At 33.2% G+C, this 25,069-nt stretch carries 21 protein-coding genes; 15 read left to right on the forward strand and 6 right to left on the reverse strand.

Annotated elements, in window-relative coordinates; genetic code table 11:
- Nucleotides 1-232: 232 nt before the first annotated feature.
- The 5 genes from clpB to LO744_RS18285 all read left to right on the forward strand — a co-directional run bounded on the left by clpB (nucleotide 233) and on the right by LO744_RS18285 (nucleotide 5,543).
- Nucleotides 233-2,827: an ATP-dependent chaperone ClpB gene (gene clpB / locus LO744_RS18265; protein WP_230671967.1), complete on the forward strand. Its 2,595-nt coding sequence runs from the start codon at nucleotides 233-235 to the stop codon at nucleotides 2,825-2,827.
- 176 nt (nucleotides 2,828-3,003) lie between these two features.
- Entirely contained in the window at nucleotides 3,004-3,480 is a 477-nt protein-coding gene (locus LO744_RS18270) for a hypothetical protein (RefSeq protein ID WP_230671969.1), read from the forward strand.
- A 10-nt stretch (nucleotides 3,481-3,490) separates the two neighbouring features.
- On the forward strand, nucleotides 3,491-4,141 hold the full coding sequence (locus tag LO744_RS18275) for a hypothetical protein (RefSeq protein ID WP_230671971.1): 651 nt from the start codon (nucleotides 3,491-3,493) through the stop codon (nucleotides 4,139-4,141).
- Nucleotides 4,117-4,902: a sensor histidine kinase gene (locus LO744_RS18280; RefSeq protein WP_230671973.1), complete on the forward strand. Its 786-nt coding sequence runs from the start codon at nucleotides 4,117-4,119 to the stop codon at nucleotides 4,900-4,902. Before LO744_RS18275 ends, LO744_RS18280 begins: the two co-directional genes overlap by 25 nt.
- A complete protein-coding gene (locus LO744_RS18285) occupies nucleotides 4,899-5,543 on the forward strand; it encodes a response regulator transcription factor (RefSeq protein ID WP_230671975.1) in 645 nt (214 codons plus the stop codon). The genes LO744_RS18280 and LO744_RS18285 overlap by 4 nt, the downstream gene beginning before the upstream one ends.
- Nucleotides 5,544-5,657: 114 nt before the next feature.
- Here the strand turns inward: LO744_RS18285 and LO744_RS18290 are convergent, their stop codons facing one another.
- Complete coding sequence (locus LO744_RS18290) at nucleotides 5,658-6,362, reverse strand: FKBP-type peptidyl-prolyl cis-trans isomerase (RefSeq protein ID WP_230671977.1); 705 nt, start codon at nucleotides 6,360-6,362, stop codon at nucleotides 5,658-5,660.
- 223 nt (nucleotides 6,363-6,585) lie between these two features.
- Nucleotides 6,586-8,958 (reverse strand): outer membrane beta-barrel family protein, encoded by a 2,373-nt coding sequence (locus tag LO744_RS18295; RefSeq protein WP_230671979.1) that lies wholly within the window; start codon nucleotides 8,956-8,958, stop codon nucleotides 6,586-6,588.
- A gap of 145 nt (nucleotides 8,959-9,103) precedes the next feature.
- Between LO744_RS18295 and LO744_RS18300 the strand changes: the two genes are divergently transcribed.
- Nucleotides 9,104-10,423 (forward strand): sensor histidine kinase, encoded by a 1,320-nt coding sequence (locus LO744_RS18300; RefSeq protein WP_230671981.1) that lies wholly within the window; start codon nucleotides 9,104-9,106, stop codon nucleotides 10,421-10,423.
- Nucleotides 10,413-11,099, forward strand: coding sequence for a response regulator transcription factor (locus LO744_RS18305; RefSeq protein WP_230671983.1), 687 nt, complete (start codon nucleotides 10,413-10,415; stop codon nucleotides 11,097-11,099). Before LO744_RS18300 ends, LO744_RS18305 begins: the two co-directional genes overlap by 11 nt.
- A gap of 4 nt (nucleotides 11,100-11,103) precedes the next feature.
- Here LO744_RS18305 and LO744_RS18310 read toward each other — a convergent pair whose 3' ends face one another.
- The 3 genes from LO744_RS18310 to LO744_RS18320 all read right to left on the reverse strand — a co-directional run bounded on the left by LO744_RS18310 (nucleotide 11,104) and on the right by LO744_RS18320 (nucleotide 13,612).
- Complete coding sequence (locus LO744_RS18310) at nucleotides 11,104-11,931, reverse strand: endonuclease/exonuclease/phosphatase family protein (protein WP_230671985.1); 828 nt, start codon at nucleotides 11,929-11,931, stop codon at nucleotides 11,104-11,106.
- Nucleotides 11,932-12,051: 120 nt separating this feature from the next.
- A complete protein-coding gene (locus tag LO744_RS18315; protein ID WP_230671987.1) occupies nucleotides 12,052-12,933 on the reverse strand; it encodes an SDR family oxidoreductase in 882 nt (293 codons plus the stop codon).
- A gap of 268 nt (nucleotides 12,934-13,201) precedes the next feature.
- Entirely contained in the window at nucleotides 13,202-13,612 is a 411-nt protein-coding gene (locus LO744_RS18320; RefSeq protein ID WP_230671989.1) for a DUF1573 domain-containing protein, read from the reverse strand.
- Nucleotides 13,613-13,762: 150 nt separating this feature from the next.
- On the opposite strand from LO744_RS18320, the gene LO744_RS18325 reads away from it, so the two are divergent.
- The 3 genes from LO744_RS18325 (at nucleotide 13,763) to LO744_RS18335 (ending at nucleotide 18,101) form a co-directional block, all read left to right on the forward strand.
- Nucleotides 13,763-15,010 (forward strand): sensor histidine kinase, encoded by a 1,248-nt coding sequence (locus LO744_RS18325; protein ID WP_230671991.1) that lies wholly within the window; start codon nucleotides 13,763-13,765, stop codon nucleotides 15,008-15,010.
- Between the two features lie 20 nt (nucleotides 15,011-15,030).
- A complete protein-coding gene (locus LO744_RS18330) occupies nucleotides 15,031-15,714 on the forward strand; it encodes a response regulator transcription factor (RefSeq protein ID WP_230671992.1) in 684 nt (227 codons plus the stop codon).
- 92 nt (nucleotides 15,715-15,806) lie between these two features.
- Nucleotides 15,807-18,101 (forward strand): GH92 family glycosyl hydrolase, encoded by a 2,295-nt coding sequence (locus LO744_RS18335; RefSeq protein ID WP_230671994.1) that lies wholly within the window; start codon nucleotides 15,807-15,809, stop codon nucleotides 18,099-18,101.
- Nucleotides 18,102-18,320: 219 nt separating this feature from the next.
- On the opposite strand, the gene LO744_RS18340 is transcribed toward LO744_RS18335, so the two are convergent.
- Nucleotides 18,321-19,658, reverse strand: coding sequence for a dihydroorotase (locus LO744_RS18340; RefSeq protein ID WP_230671996.1), 1,338 nt, complete (start codon nucleotides 19,656-19,658; stop codon nucleotides 18,321-18,323).
- Between the two features lie 120 nt (nucleotides 19,659-19,778).
- Between LO744_RS18340 and LO744_RS18345 the strand changes: the two genes are divergently transcribed.
- The 5 genes from LO744_RS18345 (at nucleotide 19,779) to LO744_RS18365 (ending at nucleotide 25,061) form a co-directional block, all read left to right on the forward strand.
- A complete protein-coding gene (locus LO744_RS18345) occupies nucleotides 19,779-21,233 on the forward strand; it encodes a lipopolysaccharide biosynthesis protein (protein WP_230671998.1) in 1,455 nt (484 codons plus the stop codon).
- A 32-nt stretch (nucleotides 21,234-21,265) separates the two neighbouring features.
- On the forward strand, nucleotides 21,266-22,282 hold the full coding sequence (locus LO744_RS18350; RefSeq protein ID WP_230672001.1) for a sugar phosphate nucleotidyltransferase: 1,017 nt from the start codon (nucleotides 21,266-21,268) through the stop codon (nucleotides 22,280-22,282).
- Nucleotides 22,283-22,416: 134 nt separating this feature from the next.
- Complete coding sequence (locus LO744_RS18355; protein ID WP_230672003.1) at nucleotides 22,417-23,259, forward strand: DUF4292 domain-containing protein; 843 nt, start codon at nucleotides 22,417-22,419, stop codon at nucleotides 23,257-23,259.
- Nucleotides 23,256-24,815, forward strand: coding sequence for a peptidoglycan DD-metalloendopeptidase family protein (locus LO744_RS18360; RefSeq protein WP_230672005.1), 1,560 nt, complete (start codon nucleotides 23,256-23,258; stop codon nucleotides 24,813-24,815). Before LO744_RS18355 ends, LO744_RS18360 begins: the two co-directional genes overlap by 4 nt.
- A gap of 30 nt (nucleotides 24,816-24,845) precedes the next feature.
- Nucleotides 24,846-25,061, forward strand: a complete 216-nt coding sequence (locus LO744_RS18365; RefSeq protein ID WP_230672007.1) for a twin-arginine translocase TatA/TatE family subunit — start codon at nucleotides 24,846-24,848, stop codon at nucleotides 25,059-25,061.
- The last annotated feature ends 8 nt before the right edge of the window (nucleotides 25,062-25,069 follow it).

The raw sequence follows: 25,069 nt of genomic DNA on the forward strand, positions 1-25,069 counted from the left end.
ACACTCTTAAAAATCAATAATTCGGAAATTTTGTCCGTTATATTTGAAAAATCAATAATTGAACAGTTTTTGAAATAACCTTCTCGAATTAAATGATTGAATCAGATTGAAGGACATCAGACTTTAGATTAGATTTAAAAAATACGATGTATTCAAATCTTAATAGTCTGAAATCTGATGTCTAAAATCTGAAAATACAAGCAAATTAGTAAAACCAAAAAATACATAAAATATGAACTTAAATCAATTTACCGTAAAATCGCAAGAAGCCATCCAGGCGGCACAGCAAGTGGCGATGGAATTTGGCAATCAACAAATAGAACCTCAACATTTATTGGAAGGAATCTTTCAGGTAGATGAAAATATATCGCCTTTCTTACTGAAAAAATCTGAAGCAGATGCTAATTTGGTGAGAGAGCGAAACCGCGAAAATTTAGAAAAACTTCCAAAAGTACAGGGAGGAAATATTTATCTTTCACAATCAGCAAACAAAGTGTTGCTTGATGCTCCGAATATCGCAAAAAGAATGGACGATGAGTTTGTGACTATCGAACATTTATGGCTTTCTCTTTTAGAAACCAATTCTGAAGCATCGAAAATGCTGAAAGATATGGGCGTAACAAAAAGCCTCTTGGAAGGTGCTATCAAAGAATTAAGAAAAGGAAGTAAGGCGACTTCTGCAAGCTCAGAAGAGACTTATCAATCCTTAAATAAATACGCAAAAAACTTCAACGAACTCGCTGCAGAAGGAAAATTAGACCCTGTAATCGGTCGTGATGAAGAAATCAGAAGAGTGTTGCAGATTCTTTCAAGAAGAACCAAAAACAATCCTATTCTGATTGGTGAACCGGGTGTTGGTAAAACTGCCATCGCAGAAGGTATTGCCCACCGAATCATTAACGGCGACGTTCCTGAAAACCTGGCTGATAAAACACTTTATTCATTAGATATGGGTGCTTTGATTGCCGGTGCAAAATACAAAGGTGAGTTTGAAGAGCGTCTAAAATCTGTTGTAAACGAAGTCACAAAATCTGACGGACAAATTATTTTGTTCATCGACGAAATCCATACTTTGGTGGGAGCCGGAGGTGGTGAAGGTGCAATGGATGCTGCAAACATTCTAAAACCAGCTTTGGCAAGAGGAGAATTAAGAGCAATCGGTGCAACAACTTTGAACGAATATCAAAAGTATTTTGAAAAGGATAAAGCCTTAGAAAGACGTTTCCAAAAAGTAATGGTGGAAGAACCGGATACTGAATCTGCGATTTCGATTCTTCGTGGAATTAAAGATAAATACGAAGCACACCATAAAGTAAGAATCAAAGATGAAGCAATTATTGCGGCGGTAGAAATGTCTCAAAGATATATTTCAGACCGATTTTTACCGGACAAAGCGATTGACTTGATTGATGAAGCTTCGGCTAAATTGAGAATGGAAATCAATTCAAAACCGGAAGAGCTGGATGTTCTCGACAGAAAACTGATGCAGATGGAAATTGAGTTGGCAGCCATCTCAAGAGAAGGAAATCAAACCCAAATTGACCATTTAAAAGAAGATATTTCGAAAATCTCTGAACAGAGAAATGAAATTAATGCTAAATGGCTGAAAGAAAAGCAAAAATCTGAGGATTTAACTCAAATTAAAAAAGATATAGAATCTCTGAAACATGAAGCAGAAAGAGCCTCAAGAGCTGGAGATTACGCAAAAGTTGCTGAAATACAGTACGGAAAAATCAAGGAGAAAGAAGATGCTTTGCAGAAACTAGAATTAGAGATGCAAAACCATCAAAATGAATTAATTAAAGAAGAAGTAACTGCAGACAACATCTCTGAAGTGATTGGAAAATGGACAGGAATTCCTGTTACAAAACTTCTTCAATCTGAAAGAGAAAAGTTATTGCATCTGGAAACCGAACTTCACCATCGTGTTGTAGGGCAAGAAGAAGCGATTACAGCGGTTGCAGATGCTATCCGTAGAAACAGAGCAGGATTAAGCGACGATAAAAAGCCAATTGGAAGTTTCTTATTCTTAGGAACAACCGGTGTTGGTAAAACTGAGCTTGCAAAAGCCTTGGCGGAGTTTTTATTTGATGATGAAAACAATATGACAAGAATTGATATGAGTGAATATCAAGAAAGACACAGCGTCTCTAGACTTGTCGGTGCTCCTCCTGGATATGTGGGCTATGATGAAAGTGGACAATTGACGGAAGCGGTGCGAAGAAGACCTTATTCGGTGGTGCTTTTAGATGAAATAGAAAAAGCGCATCCTGATGTTTTCAACACATTGCTGCAAGTTTTAGATGATGGTCGTTTAACGGATAACAAAGGTCGCGTTGTGAATTTCAAAAACTCAATTATTATTATGACGTCGAATCTCGGTTCGCACATCATTCAGGAGAATTTTGAGAATATCACAGAAGAAAATCAAGACTCAATTGTTGCCAAAACGAAGATTGAAGTTTTTGATTTGCTGAAACAAACACTTCGTCCGGAATTCTTAAACAGAATTGATGAGACGGTATTGTTCCAGCCTTTAAGAAAAAAAGAAATCGGAAAAATCGTACAGTATCAGCTGAGAGGATATAATGATTTGTTAGCAAAACGAAACATTATGATGACGGCTACTCAAGATGCTCTAGATTATTTAATGAACAAAGGTTACGACCCTGCATTTGGAGCGAGACCTCTGAAAAGAGTCATCCAACAAGAAGTTCTTAATAAATTATCGAGAGAAATTCTTGCAGGAACTGTAAATGACGGTGATAAAATCACGTTAGATTATTTCGAGGAAACAGGTTTGGTTTTCAGACCAACGGAAAAATAAGTAGTTTTTTTTCATATACATTATTTTTATAATGAAGTGCTTTAGATTTCTCTAAAGCACTTTTTTTCATTTATAACAACCCGTAAAAACACGGTTTTTTTTCATGGGATAAACACCTTGCTGTGATTTAGCTTTTTTTTCAGACCTTTGCGGGAAACTAACCAAAAACTTTCGATATGACAAACGACTCTAACGGAATAGAGAATGAAAATTCAAATAACTCAAGTCAACTTCCTGTAACATTTATTCAAAAATTAGTTGACAATTACCGAAACAATCAATTGGCATTAATCAATCAAAAAATGGCAATGGATGATGCCCATTCTATTTGGTTTGACTTGGTAACTCTGAAAAATTTTATTGCTGAAGTTGAAGCTAAAGCTTTAGCAATTGACCCTAATGTAGAAAATATAGATTTAGGAATCCGTTTTTACTACGCAGCGTATGGTCAAGAGACACAACAGCCAATTCCTACTAATTACTCTAAAAAACACACTTTAGTAATGGTTCCTACAAAAAAAGAAGAAGGTCTGAATTATGACTTCAACCCTCTCCAAGAAGAAGGAAAAGCACTTGCCATTACCGGTTTTGCATTAGCTCAGAATCATGGTGATTTGGTTCCTCCAGGAGCATCAATTGTAGAGTCTTACTAATTGATTTTTGATGACCGATTTCCAAATAGCTTTACAGCATGGTATGAGAATAAGCGAAGGCATTGCTGCTTTGGCTTCAATCTTATTTTACAAAAAAATTAAAGATAGTCACTATCGGTACTTTTCGTTTTTTCTTATTCTCATTTTTTGCTGTGAACTTTTTGGTAAATATGGAGGTGAGTATATTTCATATTCAAAAAATGCATTTTATAATTATTTTGTCATTCCTTTAGAATTCATTTTTTTGTATTGGCTCTATGCTTACAAATCACTTAACCGGAAAAAACTATTCTGGATATTTACTGCTATATTTCTACTATCCTATATTCCAAATGAACTATTCTTCTTAAAAAACAAGCAGATTTTCTCTTTCAATTATACTTTTGGAAGCCTGCTTCTCATGTTTTTGGTGGTGATGGAATATTACAAACAGATTAACTCAGATAACATTCTTAATTTTACCAAAAACAGGATGTTTTACATTAATCTTGGCGTAACTTTGTTTTATATAGGAACGCTTCCTTTTTGGACATTTTATTTCCAGTTATTAGAACATAAAGATCTTTGGGATCTCTATTTTTCTTATTTTCTTATTTCCGGAATTACAATGTATCTGCTATTTGCAAGTTCATTTATATGGGGAAAACAGAATTACTCTTAACGATTATTATATTCAATGTATTTTTTGCGATGTTTATTGTCGCCGTGATGATTTACATTAGAAAATACAAGCAGAGAAAAGTAGAATACCTTAATGAAATTCAGCTTAAAAACGAAATTCACGAAAAAGAGCTTTTAGCCACCCAGCTCGAAATACAGCAGGCTACCATGCAGCAAATTGGTCGTGAATTGCATGATAATATAGGTCAAAAACTTACTTTAGCAAGTCTATATACCCAACAACTGCTTTATGAAAATAAAGTAACTGAAGAAAGTGAAAGAATAGATCAGGTTTCGCAAATTATTAATCAGTCTTTACATGATTTAAGAAGCCTTTCAAAAACATTGACGGATGATAATATTAATCAGAAAGAGATTGTAGCGTTAATTCAGAAAGAAGTAGATAATGCGAATGTAATCAAAAAATGTAAAATTCATTTTGAGCATAATTTTGAATATTTAGATCTCGATTTTGTTCATAAAAATGTTTTGCTGAGAATTACGCAAGAGTTTATTCAAAACAGCATTAAACATTCCAAGTGTGAAAATATTTTCATTAGGCTTAATACTTCCGAAGAAAATCTATGGGAACTCAAAATCAATGACGACGGGATTGGTTTCGACATCGATAAAATTCTCTCAAACGGAATCGGGCTGACCAATATGAAAAACAGAACTGCCATCATCGGAGCCGAGTTTAATCTTGAAAGTAATGAGAACAAAGGAACTTCGATTGAAATAACACTAAAAAAACAGCCATGAAAAAGACCATTATAATTGTTGACGACCATTTATTGATTGCCAAAGCTCTTGAAGGAATCATCGGTAACTTCGACGGTTTTCAAGTCATTGATGTGGCCGAAAACGGGAAAGATTTGATTGAAAAATTTAAAAATGGACAAAAAATCCCCGATATTGTACTTTTAGATATCAGTATGCCGATTATGAATGGTTTTGAAACCGCTTTATGGTTGAAAGAAAATCATCCTAATATCAAGGTAATGGCTCTCAGCATGCAGGGTGATGACAGCAGCGTTATCAAAATGATAAGAAACGGAGCCAAAGGATATCTTCTAAAAAATACTCATCCAAAAGATTTAGAAACAGCGCTTACAAAATTGAGCAGCGAAGGTTTCTTTTATCCGGATTGGGCCTCAAAAATTATTTTTTCTACTATGGCTGATGAAAAAGGCAATGAGAAAAAAAAGAAAATCTCCGAAAGAGAAAAAGAATTCCTTACTTATACTGTTACCGAACTCAGCTATAAAGAAATTGCAGAAAAAATGTGCTGCAGCCCGAGAACTGTAGAAAGCTACCGCGATCAGCTTTGTGAAAAGTTTGATCTTAAAACAAGAGTAGGCTTAGCGGTTTTTGCCATCAAAAATGGATTTGCAGAATCGTAGTTCATGATTCTTTCCCATAGGCTAAACATAACCAAAACTATTGAAAATCAACAATTTAACCATAAAAAAAAAGAAGCTAAAAAGCTTCTTTTTTTTATGAAAAATATGTTAGATTTATTTTACACCTACCAATTCTACATCAAAGATGATAGTAGAGCCTGCCGGAATTGCTGCTCCTGCTCCGTTATCTCCATAAGCAAGATCTGAAGGAATATAAAATCTGTATTTAGATCCTTTGCTCATAAGCTGAATACCTTCTGTCCAACCTTTGATTACGCTTCCAAGATTAATATCCATTGCAGCACCTCCATTTTTGTCAGTAGAGTCGAAAACAGTTCCATCCAGAAGTTTACCTGTATATTTTACCTGTACAACGTTCGTAGCAGTCGGTTTTGTTTTACCATCACCTTCCTGCAATACTTCATACTGTAAACCAGAAGCAGTAGTTTTTACTTTAGGATTACTTTTATTTTTTGCAAGAAAATCCTGGCCTTTTTTCTTATTTTCACCCGCCAAAGCTAACGCTGCAGACTGTTTTTTTTCACCTTGCTTCTGCATAAATTCTTGCATAAAAGCATTCATTTCCTCAACTGGCATCAATTTCTTTGTTCCAGCCATCTCTTCTTTAATAGCCTGAGCCAAAAGATCCGCATCTACCTTGAAACCTTCTTGTTTCATATTTTGTGCGATATTTAAACCTATATAGTAAGATGCTTTTTGGTCATCTGTATATTTGCTATCACTTTTTCCATCATTTTTTTGAGCGCACGAAATGCTAAATATTGCGACGCAAAATAATGCAACAATCTGTTTTTTCATTTGATATTTTATTATTTATAATTAACGAATTACATAATTGCTGCAAATCTATCATTAATTGCAGAAACTTTACTGCTGTACAACATTTTTTCTGTTAAAATTTTCAAGTTTTAATTCAGTTTAAAATCAATAAAAAGAATATAATCTTGAAATCTTTATTTTATTTTTTTCAGAAATAGAAAATACCATTCGTAAATCAGCGTGGTAAAAATGATTTTCACATCTACAATCTCTCCTGTTCATCAGCTTTTTTAATCGTTTTTGAATTTTTCACCGATTGATTTCCGAAGTTATATTTTAGCGAAAAAGTAAAACCTTGGGTATCTTGGTAATCTAGAAAATAATTATCCTGATTGCCATATTTTGTGCTTATTTTTTGTTGCGTTGATTTGAAAATATCATTAAAAATAAATGCTGCTTCCAATTTTTTATTAAAAAACTTCTTATTCATGACAAAATATGCCGACCATTGACTAGAAATACTGAATGTTCCCTGTATTGCCGGAGAATAATATTTATGCCCCAATTCCATTTTCCAGTCTGAATTTTTATCTAAAGTGAAGCTTGTTGAGACATTTGAAACCCAATTCCAGACTTGGTTTTTATTTAAAGCTCCATCGAGTCCTTTGAAATAATTTTCGTTGTGCTCTAGGTTTTCAGAAAGAATTAAACTCCACCAAGGTTTGATTTCAAAGCTTTTATAAACATTCACACCATATGCTTCCCCTTTCTCAATATTGGTAAAATAATAAATCAGATTATTGTTTTCATGCTGCTGAAATGAGATTTCCATAGATGGGAAAATTTCTTTCCGGTAATAAAAATCTAAATTCCAGTTTTTGAATGAATAGGTGAAATTTAAATTGTGAATAATCGTAGCTTTCAACTTGGGATCCCCCTGATAATAAGAGAATAAATTATAATAAGATTTTGCTGGGTTTAACCATGAATAAAAAGGTCTGCTTATTCTCTTTCCGTATGAAAAGCCAAATTCATGCTTATTTTCTGTGGTATATTGTGCGTAAAATGTAGGAAACAAACTCCAGTACTTATTTTCATTGACTTCATAAGGTTCAGAAACAACACCTTCAAGATTGGTCATCTCAGCACGAAGCCCTCCTTTGAAATTCCACTTCCCAAGATTATAGGCCATCGATGTATAAATTCCAAAGTTGTGCTCTTTATAATCAAAAAGACTGCTTTTTTCTGGTCTGTATTGAAATTGCCCATTTTCGTTATCCGAAAAATCAAGCAAACTATTTGTTTTTACAAAGCTGTATTTCGCCCCAGATTCCAATTCCAATTTCTCATTTTTCCATTGATAATCAAGTTGTGTAGAATATAATTGAACATCACTTTTATTATTGGTCATAAAATTAGTTTCCTTCGGATTCTGATTCGCAAAATTCAAATACGTCAAAACATTTTGATATTTTGTTGAATTATTTCCTGTAAAATAATTAATCCACGAAATACTGCTTTTTTTATTCAGTTTTCTATCAATTTGAAAACTCAAAGAATTATTGATTGTTCTGGAATGATGGTCGTTTATGGTTGTATAATTTGATTCAACAGAGTTTTGAGCATTGTAAATCAAAGTAGGAACATTATACGTTCCAAAAGATTTCGGAGCAAAAAATCCTGAGTAATTTAGACTCGCCGTTGTAAGGCTGTCAATTTCATATTCTATATTAAAGTTGACGGTATTCTGGCTTTTATTTTGGTCCTTACGATTCATCGTACTAATCCATGTAGTGCCATCTTCAGGATAATTTACATAATCGGTACCTTCTCTGTAGTACGTTCCACCACCACGAAAGTAACTTCCCATCACCGAAAGTTTATCTTTTTTATAATATTGTGAAATACCCGCAACTCCTTTTGCATATTGGGTTTGAATGTATTTGGAAGAAAGAATTCCACGATATCCTTCAATTTTATTTTTCTTCATCACAATGTTCAGAACAGCGCCACCTTCAGCTTCATATTTTGCGGGCGGATTGGTAATAACTTCTACGGATTTCACATCATCTCCCTGTGTATTTTCAAGAAAATTTTTGAGCTCTTCGCCTGTCATCATCACTTTTTTATCGTTAATCGTCACCAAAACCGAAGTTCCACCTTTTACCGCCAAAACATCATTATTAATGGTAACCTGAGGAGTTTTTTTTAGAATCTCCCAGGCATTGAGAGAAGAAATATTGCTATTTTCTACATTGAATTCCAAACGGTCTACTTTTCTTTTAACCAACGGTTTTTTCTTGGTAATGGTTACCGCTTCAATATCTTTCTGATTGTTTTTTAGAATAATATTTAAAATTTCATTCTCATTTTTGGCTTCAATTGTTTTTTCAAACGAAAGATATTTTTCATCATTAATTTTTAACTTAAATGAATTTGATAAAAGATTATCAAAAGAAAATTTACCTTCAGAATCGGTATAAAAACTTTTAACGAAAGTATTTTCGTGATTATACAATTCCACTTTCACAGAATCGAGCTTTTCTTTATCAGCATTAAAAACAGTTCCGGAAATTTTCTGCGACTGCGAAAACATAAAAACCGGAAAAACAAGAAAGAGAAGATATTTATACATTTCAGTTAGTTTTAAGTTTAATTCAAATGATTTTGATATTTAACTTTCACAAAATTGAATATTGCCACCGAGAATTTCGGTTAATGGAAGGTTAATGCGAGGTTAATGGTAAAAACGCATTCACGAAATGTATATATTTGCTTCAATGATTTCTAAAAGTAAATATCTGATATCTCTTTTTGCAGCTTTATTTCTGCTATTATTGGGCATTCAGGTATATTTCATGTATAAAACTTCTCAGGTAAAAAAGCGGGAAATCTACAGCGATGTTCATAAAAGAATTGATGATTACATCGATAATCTGGAAAATCTTGGCGGAACAAGTAATTTGGGTGATGAAGGTCAAAGGAAGATTTTTGCAGAGTTCAGCAATAAGAAAATTAGCAAAAAAGAGTTTTTAAACTATTTCGAAAAAAACAAAAAAATCACACAAGATATATTAAGTGATTATATTGACCATAAATTTGAGAAAGAAGGCTATAAAGTTGCCGTAAGAACTCAGTTTTTATCCATTGTTTATGTACCCAAAAATATCAATCTGATTAATCAACCTGTTACTTTGTACGAAACGCGAAACAAGATTACAAAAGCAGGAATTTCTAATACCGGGAAATGGGAAACCTCTTCCACCTCGAGGTCTGATAAAAGCAATCAACTTGAAAGAGACGATTCTTTTTTTGTAAAAAGCCAGACCGATTTTCAAATCTTAAATATCAACGCTGTTGTTTTTCAAGACTTAACGTTACTCATTTTATGCTGTGTTGCTATTTTATTGAGTGTTTTGATTTTATATATTTTCACTGTCAAAAATTTAATCCGGCAACAAAAACAGGTTGAAGTTTTACACACAGTCGTTGATAACATTTCTCACGAGTTTAAAACCCCGATTGCAACGCTTAAAATAGCCTCAAAAACATTAAAAAAAGAATTTACCCCTGAAATATTGCCGTTAATTGACAGACAAATTTCAAGGCTCGAAGATTTGATGTTGCAACTTCACCCTGAAGATTTTGACGAAAAAAATTCTACCATACAACCAGAAAATTGGGATTTTTTTATTCAAGATTTGGCCTTTACTTACGAGAATATTGATTTCCAACTGAATAATTCTGTTTCAAAAGAACTTCCTTTTGATAAAAAACTAATGGAAACCGTCATTAAAAATCTTTGTGAAAACAGTGTAAAATATGGTGCTTCAGAAATTAAAATTGATACAAAAACTATTCAGAATAAACTTGAAATTATCGTTTCAGACAACGGAAATGGAATAGAACAAAGCGAACTGAAAAATATTTTTGAAAAGTTTTATAGAATACAATCCAACAATATTCACAATAGTAAAGGTTTAGGCTTGGGATTATTTTTCGTTAAAAAAATTGTTGAAAAATATAACGGAAAAACTGAAATTACGAGTGAAGTAACGATAGGAACAACTTTTAAAATATCAATGCCGTATGAAGATTAAAATTCTATTAGCAGAAGACGATTCAGATTTTGGGATGATTTTAAAACAATATCTCGAGCTGGAAGATTTTGAAGTTTCATGGTTTCAGAATCCTGAAGATATTTTACCGGTTTTACAATCTGATTTCCCTTTTCATATTGGGATTTTAGATATTATGATGCCTCATATTGATGGATTTTCTTTGGCTAAAATAATTTTAAAAGCTAAACCCGATTTCCCTATTTTATTTTTAACCGCAAAAAATCAAAAAATTGACCGCTTAACCGGACTGAAAATCGGAGCAGATGATTATATCTCAAAACCTTGCGACCCTGAAGAATTAATTCTAAGAATTAAAAATATTCTGAAAAGAACACTGCCTTCAGAAACAATTACTCAATTTACAATCGGAAGCTATATTTTAGATACAGAAAAACTTTTGCTTTCTCATTCTAATGAAAAAATAAGGCTGACCATTCGTGAAAAAGACCTTTTGCTTCATCTTTTAAAATTCAATCACAAAACCATTAAAAGAGACGATATACTCGATAATCTTTGGGAAACCAACGACTATTTTACCGGAAGAAGCCTTGATGTTTTTATCAGCCGACTGCGAAAATATTTCCAGCATGACCCAAATATAAAAATCCAATCCCTGCGAGGAATTGGATTTGAGATTAATTTTCCTGAGAATTAATATTTTAAAACTGCAGCTCTGTCAAAACCGGGAAATGGTCTGAAGGATACAGTAAATTTTCTCTTCTGTCGTTGATATGTCTGTGAGATTTTATTTTAAAACCTTTTACGAAAATATAATCAATTCTTTCCTGTGGAACTTCGGTTACGTTGAATGCCGTAAATGTTCCTTTCGGGCCGTAAGGTTTAGTCTCAGAATTATAGAAAGTGTCTTTCAGGTTTTGAGAAATTATTTTTATCGGCTCAGTATCGTCTGTCAAGTTAAAATCACCGCTTAATGTTAAAGGTAAATTTTTAGGATTAATCTCTTTAATTTTCTTTAAAATCAAATCTGCAGATTTTACTCTTGCTACATCTCCTACATGGTCAAAGTGCAGATTCATCGCCAAAAATTCTTTCTTCGATTTTTTATCTTTAAAAACTGCATACGTGCAAACTCTGTTGTAAGCAGCATCCCACCCTTTCGACGGTTTTTCCGGAGTTTCTGAAAGCCAGAATGTTCCAGATTTTATCACTTGTAATTTTTCGGTATCGTAAAATATTGCAGAAAACTCGCCTTTTTCTTTGCCATCATCTCTACCTACGCCTACATAATCATAGTTCTTTAAACCACTTTTTATATCTTTCATTTGCTCCGGAAGTGCTTCCTGCACGCCGAAATAATCAGGATGGTAATAACTCAATAAGTCTACTGCATCTTGTTTCCTGTTTGTCCATGAGTTTTCTTTATCAGATTCTACATTGAGTCTGATGTTGAAAGACATTACTTTTAAATTTTGAGAAAAGCTCCATGCAAAAACAAATAGTAATAGCGCTGAAAATCTGAAATTCATTAGGATTTTATTTAAATTAAAGAACAAAAATAAAGCTTCTGTTTCAGAAAGAAGCTTTATTGATATTTTTTTTTAGGGATTAGGGATTAGGGATTAGGGATTAGCAAAAATAACTAATTATTAATTCGATTTTTTGGCTTTAATCATTGCTTCCAAGGCATCCCACATTTCTTGCGGAATATCTTCAAGCATATTAAATTCACCCGCACCTTGCAGCCATTCTCCACCATCGATGGTTACCACTTCCCCGTTCATATAAGCTGAATAGTCTGAAACCAAATAAGCAGCAAGATTTGCCAACTCCTGATGTTCTCCTACTCTTCTCAACGGAACTTTTTTTCTCATATCAAATTTTTCCTGTAAATCTCCAGGAAGTAATCTATCCCAAGCTCCTTTTGTTGGAAAAGGTCCCGGAGCAATTGCATTAAAACGGATTCCATATTTTGCCCATTCAACTGCTAAACTTCTTGTCATCGCTAAAACTCCCGCTTTTGCACAAGCTGAAGGAACAACATACGCTGAACCTGTCCATGCATAAGTGGTGACAATATTTAAGACGGTTCCTGAAGTTTTAGAATCAATCCAATGTTTTCCGATGGAAAGAGTACAGTTTTTTGTTCCTTTTAAAACAATATCTAAAATTGAGTCAAAAGCAGAATGTGTTAGTCTTTCTGTAGGCGAAATAAAATTTCCGGCAGCATTATTCAGCAAAATATCAATTTTTCCAAATTCTTTTAAAGTCGCTTCTTTCATCGCTTCTACCTCATCCCAATTTCTGACATCACAAGCAACACAAAGAACTTTTCCGCCCGTTTCTTCCTCTAATTCTTTTGCAGTAACCTGAAGTTTTTCCAAATTCCTAGAAGTAATAACCACTTTTGCACCTAATTGTAAGAAATATTTGGTCATCGCTTTCCCCAGTCCGCTTCCGCCTCCTGTAACAATAGCAACTTTATCCTTTAGAGCGCCTTCACGCAACATTGGTTGTGTATAAAGATTCATACGTTTTATTTTTTCTTAAAAATAATAAATATTAAAATGTAATGCCTTAAAATAGATTGAGAAATAATGCTATAAATAATTGTTTTAAATAGATGAAAGATTTCCATTCAAACGTATATTCTTATAAAGTATACTATTAAATGTTTTTTAATACTTTAAATATCGAATCTTTTGTGCCTTTTACCGTTAAATAAAAAGTTTAAAATTAAAAAACCAGTCTGACAAAAATTATCAGACTGGTTTTTAATATTGAACAAGATTAAATTAATTAAGAAACAACAGTCCCTTTAAAAGAAAGTGTTTTAGGGGTTTTGCTGTCACTTGTAGTAACATTTACCGTTTTCATAAATGCTCCTGCGCTCGCTGCATTATAGCTTGCTTCTACAAATCCTTTTTTTCCAGGCTGAATAGGAGTTTTAGTATAATCTGCAGTCGTACATCCACAAGATGGAGCTACATTTTCGATGATAATCGGTTTTGAACTTGTATTGGTAAATTCAAATCTGATTAATTTTGGTTTTCCTTGAGGTATATTTCCTACATCGATAGATTCTGATTTCCACGTAATCGCAACCTTAACTGTTTTTACAATAGCTGCTGGAGCAACAGGAAATACATTTGCATAAAATGGAGAGAATGCCAAAACCGCAAGAAGCGCTGTAATTTTTAAATTTTTCATAGTGTAAATTTTAAATCAAATATTATTTTTTGTTGAAACAAATGTAGACCTGAAATCGGTTGAAAGTTGTTAAGCGTTATCAAACATTTGTTAACGAGTTGTTAATGATTAAAAAATTATAGATATTTTTGGATAATATTGCTCCTGAAAATGAGAATAAAGAAACTCAATATTATTATAAGCTTGGGCTTGGTTGCTATCATCGGAATATTGATAGCACAGCTTTTATGGACGAAACAGGCATATAATCTTGAAGACAGAAAATTTAATCAAAAAGTAAATATTGCTTTGATGGAGGTTGTCGACAAAATGTCTGAAGGAAAAACCTCTTTCACCGAAAATCCCGTTCAGATTATTGCCAATGATTATTACGTTGTTAATATCAATAATGAATTTCATCCGGCCGTTCTTGAGCATTATTTAAAAACAGAATTTACGAGATTTCAAATTAATACAGATTATGTTTACGCTTTGTACAATTGCCACAGCGACCAGATGATTTACGGAAAATATATGACCACTCATCAGGAAGAACCCAGTGAAAAGGTGATTCAGTTTCCGAAACATAAAAATCTTACGTATTATTTTTCGATTCGTTTTCCTGATAAAACAACTTATCTCATCAGCTCTTTGCGTTTTTGGTATCTGCTTACTTTTGCACTGATTATCATTCTTTTGGTTTACGTTTATTCGATTTATACAATTATTCAGCAGAAAAAATTCTCAGAATTGCAGCGTGATTTTATCAATAACATGACGCATGAGTTTAAAACTCCATTATCATCTATTCTTTTAGCCTCTGAAGCACTCAGCAAGCAAGAATTGATAAAGGAAAATGCGAAGTTGCAAACCTATACTTCTATCATCATCAATCAAAGTTACAAACTCAATAATCATATTGAAAAAATATTGAATATTGCTAAAAACGATGCCTCAGGATTGTCATTAAAGCCTCAAAAGATTATTTTATTGCCATTTATCCAAGAAATTGCTGATACGATAAAGCATAAGAATGAAAACATTTCCATTGAGATAGACATTGACAGTACTATTTCAATTATTGCCGACGAATTTCACTTTACCAATATTGTTTATAATATCTTAGATAATTCTATTAAATATTGTGAAACAAAACCCAAGATTCTTATTTCATCAAATAAAGATTCAAAAGGCTTATATTTAAAGTTTAAAGACAACGGAATGGGTATTCCTGCAAAGAATATGGCTCATATTTTCGATAAATTTTACAGAGTAAATACTTCTAAAAGTGAAGAAATCAATGGTTTTGGATTGGGTTTATTTTATGTAAAAAAAATCGTGCAGCAACACAATTGGAAAATTTCAGTTGAAAACAATACAGACCAAGGAATTACCAATACTCTGTTTTTTCCGTTTTAAAATTTAATACCGTGTAAACAATGGAAAAATCTAGAATTTTATATGCTGAAGATGACCAAACCATCGCTTTTCTAATTCAGGACAGCTTGGAAAACTATTATGAAATCAACCATTATTCAGATGGAAAATCAGCGCTTAATGCGTTCAACAGTCAAGATTTCGACATTTGTCTTTTAGATATTATGATGCCAGAATTAAATGGTTTTGAATTAGCTCAAAATATCCGTCACAAAAACTCTGAAATCCCAATTATCTTTATTTCTGCAAAGGCATTAAAAGAAGACCGAATTAAAGGTTTAAAAATTGGTGCCGACGATTATCTCGTAAAACCCTTCAGTATTGAAGAACTTATTTTAAAAATTGAAGTCTTTTTGAAACGTTCCAAGAAAACTGAAAATTCACCACAGAAATATAAAGTTGGAAAATATGATTTTGATTCTAAAAATTACACTTTAAATGATACTCAAAATACAATTACACTTACCCAAAGAGAATCCGATTTGCTATTGTATTTTATTCGTCATAAAAATTCAGTCGTGAAAAGACAGGATATTCTCAAAGCAATTTGGGGCGATGATGATTATTTTATGGGACGAAGTCTGGATGTCTTTATTTCAAGATTGCGAAAAGTTTTTGCAGATGAAAAAAATATCGTCATTGAAAACCTGCACGGAATTGGCTTTCGATTTACAGAAAAACAATAATTTTCGTCTACATTAAATTTTTCAAAATAAGGTTCAGGCAAATAAGTGTTCTTTCATTTTTAATTAAATTTATCACTTAAAATTTGTCATACATGAGAAAAACTGCACCTTTTGCCTTCATATTTCTTCTACTTTTCAGTTTAAATAAAGCTCAAAAATTCGAAAAACTGCATCAATATGTCAATCCGTTAATCGGTACAGAAAAAATGGGACATACCTATCCTGGAGCAACTGCACCTTTTGGAGCCATTCAGCTCAGTCCGGAAACCGATACGATTTCTTATGAAATGAACGGAAAATATAACGGTGATGTTTATAAATATTGTGCAGGATATCGTTATGAAGACAAAACCATTGTAGGATTCAGTTCTACCCATTTTAGCGGGACAGGACATTCTGATTTAGGAGATTTTCTCGTAATGCCAACCGTTGGAAAATTACAATTAAATCCCGGAACAGCAACCAATCCTGAAAGAGGTTACAGAAGTAGATTTTCACATGCAAATGAAACCGCAGAAGCTGGATATTATAAAGTAAAATTAGACAACCACAATATTTTAGCAGAATTAACTTCTACAACAAGAGTTGGTGTTCACCGATACACTTTTCCAAAATCTGACCAGGCACATATTATTTTAGATTTGATGGCCGGAATTTATAATTACGAAGGTAAAAATGTTTGGACTTACGTACGTGTAGAAAACGGAAATACCATCACCGGTTATCGACAGACCAACGGTTGGGCAAGAACAAGAACGGTTTATTTTGCAATGAAATTTTCAAAGCCATTTAAATCTTACGGTCAAAAAAATTATGACGGAAAACAGGTTTACGGTGGATTTTGGAGAAAATTTGACCAAACAAAAAACTTTCCGGAAATCGCAGGAAAAAATCTAAAAATGTATTTTGATTTTGATACGAATGAAAATGAAGCGATTGAAGTAAAATTGGCAATTTCGCCGGTAAGCCAAGCCAACGCAGCAGAAAACTTAGAAAAAGAAGCTGGAAATCTATCTTTCGACCAAGTAAAAGCACAAACGCAGGAAATTTGGAATAAAGAATTAAATAAAATCGTCATTAAAGGTTCTGAAACAGAAAAAACTAATTTTTATACGGCGATGTATCATACCTTCATCAATCCAACAACTTATACCGATGTGAATGGAGAATATAAAGGTTTAGACCAAAACATTCATAAAGCAGAAGGTTTTACTAATTATACAACTTTTTCACTTTGGGACACTTATCGTGCTTTACACCCTTTCTTTAATATTATTCAGCCGAAAAGAAACGGTGATATGGTAAAATCGATGATGGCACATTACAATCAGTTTTCTATGAAAATGTTACCGATTTGGTCGCATTATGCAAACGACAATTGGTGTATGAGTGGCTATCACAGCGTAAGTGTCGTTGCAGATGCTATTATTAAAGGAAATTATGACGGCGATGCAAAAGCGGCATTAAAAGCCTGTGTAGAAACTGCCAATAAAAGAGATTACGAAGCAATCGGATATTATATTGATAAAGGATATATTCCTGCAGAAAAAAGTGGAACTTCGGTTTCAAATACCTTAGAATATGCTTATGACGACTGGGCAATTGCCCAATTGGCTAAACATTTAGGCGAAACAGAAATTTATAATCAATTCATCAAACGTTCTGAAAACTGGAAAAACAATTTCGATAAAACCGTAGGATTTATGCGTCCTCGCTTAGCAGATGGAAGTTTCAAAAAAGATTTCAATGCTTTAAGTACTCACGGACAAGGCTTTATTGAAGGAAATTCTTGGAATTACAGTTTCTTTGTTCCTCAAAATCCGGATGAATTAATGCAACTCATGGGTGGAAAAAAAAAGTTTGCCTCAAAATTAGATGAATTGTTCACGATGCATTTACCAGACGAGTTTTTTGCCGACACCGAAGACATTACACGAGAAGGGATTATCGGTGGATACGTTCATGGAAACGAGCCCGCTCATCATGTTGCTTATTTTTATAATTGGGCAGGACAACCTTGGAAAACACAAGCGCAAATCAGAAGAATTTTGGAAATGCAATACAAAGCTACTCCTGATGGATTGGGCGGAAATGATGATGCAGGACAAATGAGCGCTTGGTATATTTTGAGCTCGCTTGGCTTTTATCCTGTGGCTCCGGGTTCGGAGGATTACGCCATTGGTAGTCCGGCAATTGATAACGCCATTTTAAATTTAGAAAACGAAAAAACTTTTGAAATTGAAGCTATTAATCAAAGCCCGAAAAATGTCTATGTTCAGAAAATTATGTTGAATGGAAAGGAAATTAAAAACTTTACACTAAAGCATTCTGATATTATGAATGGCGGAAAACTGAGTTTTCATATGAGTGCAAAAGCAAAAAAGTAACTTTTTAACAAAACCTAACAGGTTTTAGAAACCTGTTAGGTTTATATTATTTAATTGATTCAAAAATTTATATTCCCACAGATTCCTCAGATTTTCAAAGATAATTGTGTTTAAAACCTGCTTCATCTACAAAATCTGCGAGAGATTTAAATTTAAGCTAAAGCAAAATTCAATTTCAAAATAAAAGCGGACTAAAAAAGCCCGCTCATATTAATCAATTTATTCTTCAACTTCAAAAAGCAAACGCTCTCCGAATTTTTCTTCGTTTACTTTACCGTTTTCGTAAACCAGATTTCCGTTAACGAAAGTATGGGTTACTTTAGAATGAAAATTCATTCCTTCCAACGGGCTCCAGCCGCACTTATAAAGAATATTTTCTTTTTCAACCGTCCATTTTTCATTTAAATCAACCAAAACTAAATCGGCTTTGTAACCTTCTTTAATGAAACCTCTTTTCTCTATTCTGAACAAAATCGCAGGATTATGAGCCATTTTTTCAACAATTCTTTCCAACGAAATCTTTCCGTTTTTATAATTCTCCAACATTACCACCAAAGAATGCTGAACCAAAGGTGCTCCGGATGGACATTTTAAATATGTATTTTGTTTTTCTTCCCAAGTATGCGGCGCGTGGTCGGTTGCAATCACATCAATTCTGTCATCCAGCAAAGCTTCCCAAAGTCCGTCTTTGTCTTTTTGAGTTTTTACGGCAGGATTCCATTTGATTAATCCGCCTTTTGTATCGTAATCTTCATTGGTAAACGTTAAGTGATGAACGCAAACTTCTGCCGTTATTTTTTTATCTTTTAATGGAATATCATTTCTAAACAATTCAGTTTCAATCGCTGTTGACAAATGGAAAACGTGAAGTCTTGCCCCAGTTTTTTTTGCCAATTCAATTGCCTTTGAAGAAGATTTATAACAAGCTTCTTCACTTCTAATTAAATGATGGAATTTTACGGGGATATCTTCGCCATATTCATCCACATATTTTTGAGTATTTTCACGAATCGTTGCTTCATCTTCACAATGAACGGCAATCAGCATTTTGGTATTGCTGAAAATATTTTCAAGAGTTTCAGGATTATCAACCAACATATTTCCAGTTGATGAACCTAAAAACAATTTAATTCCGGGAACATTTCTAGGATTTGTTTTTAAAACTTCTGCTAAATTATCATTAGTTCCGCCCATCATAAAACCGTAATTGGCAAATGATTTCTGAGAAGCAATCTCATATTTATCAGCTAATAATTCCTGAGTTACCGCATTCGGAACCGTGTTTGGCTGCTCGATAAAACTGGTTGTTCCTCCTGCAATTGCTGAACGAGATTCAGATTCAATATCACCTTTATGAGTCAAACCCGGTTCACGGAAATGCACTTGGTCATCGATAATTCCAGGCAAGAGATATTTTCCTGACGCATCAATAATTTGGTCTGCTTCTTCAGAAATATTCGACTCTATTTTAGAAATCAAATCATTTTCAATCAGAATATCACTTTTGATAATTTGACCTTCGTTGACGATTTGAGCATTTTTTATAAGAATTTTCATTTTTACTTTTAGATATAAGATTGATATTGCACAAATTTAATATTTTCTAAAGTGATTTTTAAACATCAATCTAAAAATTATGAATTCTAATATTTACATTTGCATTTTAAAAACCTAAAATTGTATAAGAAACTATTTGGACAAACCGCTGTTTACGGACTCAGTTCTGTGCTGGTAAGAATTTTCCCATTTCTTATTGCTCCTATTGTAACAAAAGCTTTCGGGCCGTCTGCATCGTCACCTTTTGTAGATTGGTATTCTATTGCCGGAGTAATCACTGTTTTTCTTACTCATGGGATGGAAACTTCATTTTTCCGCTTTGCACAAGAAGGTGATATTGATAAGAAAACCTTGGTTTCTACCTGTGCACTAAGTATTTTAGGAGCCGGATTTATTTATTTGATTTTAGGATATGTTTTCAGGCAGGACCTTGCGAATGCTTTTGAAACCCCAGACCAGGTCAATTATTTAATTATTTTTCTTTTTATTTTATCTTTCGATGCATTTTCTACGATTCCTTCCGCTGTTTTAAGGCTTGAGGGAAAACCTGTTCAGTATATGCTTTCAAAAGTAATTGGTTCTTTGGCGTATTACTTTTTAGTCGTATTTTTCATTAAATGGCTACCCAATTATCCCAATGGAATTTTAGGAATTAAATACAATCCTGAGATTGGTGTTGGCTACGTTTTCATCGCCAATTTGGTACAAAGTATTATTACTTTAGCGATTGTAGGAAAAGAATTTGTGAATTTTAGTTTTAAAAAATTTGATTTCAAACTTTGGAAGAGAATTATGAATTATTCTTGGCCGGTAATGATTGCAGGTTTAGCAGGAATTATCAATCAGACTTTAGACCGACAGTTTTTAAAATATTTACTTCCAAAAGAAGAAGCAAAACATCAGATTGGGGTGTATGGTGCTGTATATAAAATTGCGACTTTCATCACCGTGTTCAGACAGGCATATCAATTAGGTATTGAACCTTACTTTTTCTCAAGTTTTAAAGACAAGAATAATCATAAAACCTATGCCGTTTTAATGGATATTTTTGTGATTTGCAACTGTTTAATCTACATCGGATTAATGGTAAACTTACAATGGATTTCTGAAAAATATTTGAAAAATCCACTTTATTATGAAGGAATAGAAATTATACCTTTTGTCATGCTGGGCGCATTGTTTTTAGGAATTTATTTAAATTTATCGATTTGGTATAAACTTTCTGACCAAACAAGAGTTGGCCTGTATATTTCTTTAATTGGAGCTGCTATTACAATTTTCATCAACTTTACATTTATTCCTACCTACGGGTATTGGGCAAGTGCTTTTGCAGCATTAATTACGTACACAAGCATGATGATTATTTCCTACCTTTGGGGGAAATCGCAGTATCCTATTCATTATAACACATCCAAAATTGCAATCTATCTATCATTATCTATTGCGATTTCGATGATTTCATTTTATTATTTCCGACACAATTATTTAATTGGAAACGGATTGTTTCTTTTCTTCATCGCATTTTTAGCGTATAGTGAAAGAACAATGATTAATAAAATACTTAGAAGACCTTAAATTAAACTTATAAATAAAACAAATATTCACATATGAAAATTATTGTTCCAATGGCTGGAAAAGGCTCAAGATTGAGACCACATACATTAACAGTTCCAAAGCCATTGATTCCTATTGCAGGTAAACCAATTGTACAGAGATTAGTAGAAGATATTGCTAAAGTAGCGGGTGAAAAAATTGAAGAAGTAGCCTTTATTATTGGAGATTTTGGAGCTGAAGTAGAAGCTTCATTACTTAAAATAGCAGAAAAACTGGGCGCAAAAGGAACTATTTATCACCAACTAGAGCCTCTTGGAACCGCTCATTCTATAAAATGTGCTGAAGAATCGATGCAGGGAAATGTGGTGATTGCTTATGCAGACACTCTTTTCAGAGCAGATTTTACGTTAGACACCAATTCTGACGGCGTAATCTGGGTAAAAAAAGTAGATGACCCTTCTGCTTTTGGGGTTGTAAAATTAGATGACTACGGTTTTATTACCGATTTTATCGAGAAACCGGCAACTTTTGTTTCAGATTTGGCGATTATTGGTATTTACTACTTTAATTCAGCAGAAAAATTGATGTCTGAGATTAACCATATTATGGATAATAACATTAAAGTAAGTGGAGAATATCAATTGACCACAGCATTAGAAAACCTTCGTCAATCTGGCGCTAAATTTTCTTTAGGAAAAGTGGATGACTGGATGGATTGCGGAAATAAAAATGCTACCGTTGAAACCAATGGTAAGATTTTAGAATACGAAAAAGATGAGTTTACAGAATTCCCGCAGTCTGCTAATATTCAAAACTCGTTGATTATTCAGCCTTGTTATATTGGTGAAGGAGTAGAAATTTCAAACTCTAAAATCGGACCTTATGTTTCATTAGGAAAAGGTACAAAAGTAATCAACTCTAATATCGACAACTCGTTGATTCAAGAGAAGACCATCATTGACCACGGAAATCTTTCCAACTCAATGATTGGAAGCTCGGCTCATTATTTTGGAGTATCAAGAGAAATTTCTTTAGGAGATTTTTCAGTTTTAGATTTTGTATCAAAATAAATTTAAATAAAATAACGTTGAGAAAGCCACACAAAAACATTTTGTGTGGTTTGGCGTTAATATTGTAAAAGATTATTATACATTGCAGATGAAATCAAAATGAGCGCATTTGCTAAAAACTATAAAAACTCTATATGAAAAACTGGGCTATCTTACTGATTATAACATTGACTGTACTTTCCTGTAAAAGCAGAAAAGCACTTAATCAAAATTCTTCTGAAAATGACAGCATCCAGATTCAAAATTCAAATCAAAACGACCCTAAAGATGCCAAAAATATTCAGGACCGTTTGACTTTTTATGAGAATATATTTCTGCATCCTAAATTTGAGCACGTAAAAATCAATAGTAAAATTACAGCAAGTGACTTGAGAGTAAGTCCGCTTGATGCAGTAATTTATATCGAAAATGATAAGAAAATATGGTCTAATATTACTTTTCTAATCATTCCTGCGGCAAGAGCAATTATTACTCCCGAAGGCATCAAGGCAATGGATAAGTACAACAAAAATTATATCGATTCAGATTTTGACTACCTTAATAATCTTCTGAATGTCAATTTCATTGATTATAAAACTTTAGAAAAACTGTTGATGGGACGTACATTTATGCAAATCACCAACGGTAATTCAAAAATTGTGAAAAATTCTCAGGGATATCAGTTGACGTCAATTGCCAATCAAAAAATTGTAACCAACGAGGTTACACGAGAATACAAAGTAGAAATGCAGTATACCGATGATTTTAATTTAAATTGGGTAAAATTACAAGATGTAAAATCCAACGATGCTATTGAAATCGTATATGAAAATTGGGAGACCTTTCCAAATGAAGTTAAGCTTCCAAAAAATGTTAAAATAATTATAAAAGGTTCCAAAACAAGTCAAATTTTAATTGAAAACACGAAATTTGATTTTTCGAGGATGGAAACACCTTATTCTGTTCCAGCCAATTATAAGAAAATTGATATTAAATGATTAAAAAAATTAGCTTTTTAATAGGCATTTTGCTGTTTGGTTTACAATTTGGCCAACAAAATAAAGAACAGTTGCAAAAACAAAATGCTGACCTAAAAAAACAGATAGCTCAGATAAATTCAGATTTGGCAAAGACTAGAAACGAATCTAAATTGTCTATATCATATTTGGATAACGTTAATAAAAAATTAGCGCTTAGAGAAAAGGTTTACAACAATACGCAAAAAGAAAAAAGATTTATTGAAGACGAAATTTTTCTTCGTCAAATGGAAATTAACACACAGAATAGAGAGCTTGCGGTTTTAAGAAAAAACTTTGCTCATGTTTTGGTCAATGCATATAAAAACAAAGGAATAGAAAATAAAGTAACCTTTATTTTATCGGCAAAAAGTTTAGGTGAAGCTTTACGAAGAGTACAATATCTTAAAAAGTACTCTGATAACAAAGATAAAAAAGCCGCAGAAATAACCACTGCTTCTATTGCATTAAAAAACTCTATTGAGCAGAAAAAGAAATCAGCAACCGAGAAACAAAATCTACTAGCCAATCAGAAGAAAGATTTGACAACGATTAGTGTTGAACGTACTCAGAAAGAACAGTTGGTGACAGATTTCAAGAAAAATGAATCTAAACTTACAGTCGACCTTAGACAAAAACAAACGCAGTCTAAAGCTCTGGAAGGACAGATAAGAGCCATTATTGCTGAAGAAATAAGAATTGCAAAAGCTGAGGAAGAAAGCAGAAGAAAAGCTGAAGCTGAAAAAATTCGTTTAGCCAAAATCGCTGCAGACAGAGAAAAAGCAAGAATTGAAGCTGAAGCAAAAGCTCGTGCTGAAGCCTTAGAAAGAGAAAGAAAACTAGCGGAAGTTGAAGCTAAAAAAGCTGCAGAATTAGTTGCTAAAAGAGCTGAGGAAGAAAGAAAAAGAAATGAAGAAGCCGCAAAAAGCGAAGCCAGTGCAAAAGATGAAGCCAGAAAAATTACAGCTAAAAAAGCCTCTGAAGATGCAGAATTAAGAGCTAAAGAAGCTACTGTAAAACTAAATGCAGCAAAAGCGGCGGAGGAAGCTTTAGAAAAGAAAAAAGAAGACGATAAAAAAGCGGCAGAGGCAAAAGCAATGACTAATTATGGGGTATCTGCTCCATCTGCAGGAAGTAATTTTGCATCAAACAAAGGAAGAATTTCTATGCCTGCGCAAGGAACAATTACTCATAGATTCGGAAGGCAGCAACACCCTGTTTTTAAATCGATTTGGGAAGAAAATAACGGAATCAAAATATCTGTAGCTAAAGGAACTTCTGCAAGAGCTGTTTTCCCGGGAGTAGTATCTCAGGTAATTCCTTCAGCAGACGGAACAAGAACGGTAATGATAAAACATGGTGATTATTTTACCATCTATTCAAATCTTAGCAGTACTACGGTTTCTAAAAACCAGCAGGTTTCTGCAGGTACAGTGGTAGGAGCAGTTGCTCAAGATTTTGACGGAACGTATACGCTTGATTTCCAGATTTGGAATGGAAATAATGCAGTTGACCCTTTAGGTTGGGTTTCATATTAAAAAAAGATTAACTTTGCAAAAATTTAAGAAATGTACACATTAACAATACTTGCGTTATCTTGGCAGCACATCCTTATCGTTGCCATCATACTTTTATTACTTTTCGGAGGTAAAAAAATCCCTGAATTGATGAGAGGTATGGGTTCTGGAATTAAAGAATTTAAAGATGCTATCAAAGAAGAAGAAAAACCGGAAGCTAAAACTACCGAAAACAACCCTTCAAACAATACCACAAAAAGCAACTAAATAATTCT

Source organism: Chryseobacterium turcicum, assembly GCF_021010565.1.
GTDB lineage: Bacteria > Bacteroidota > Bacteroidia > Flavobacteriales > Weeksellaceae > Chryseobacterium > Chryseobacterium turcicum.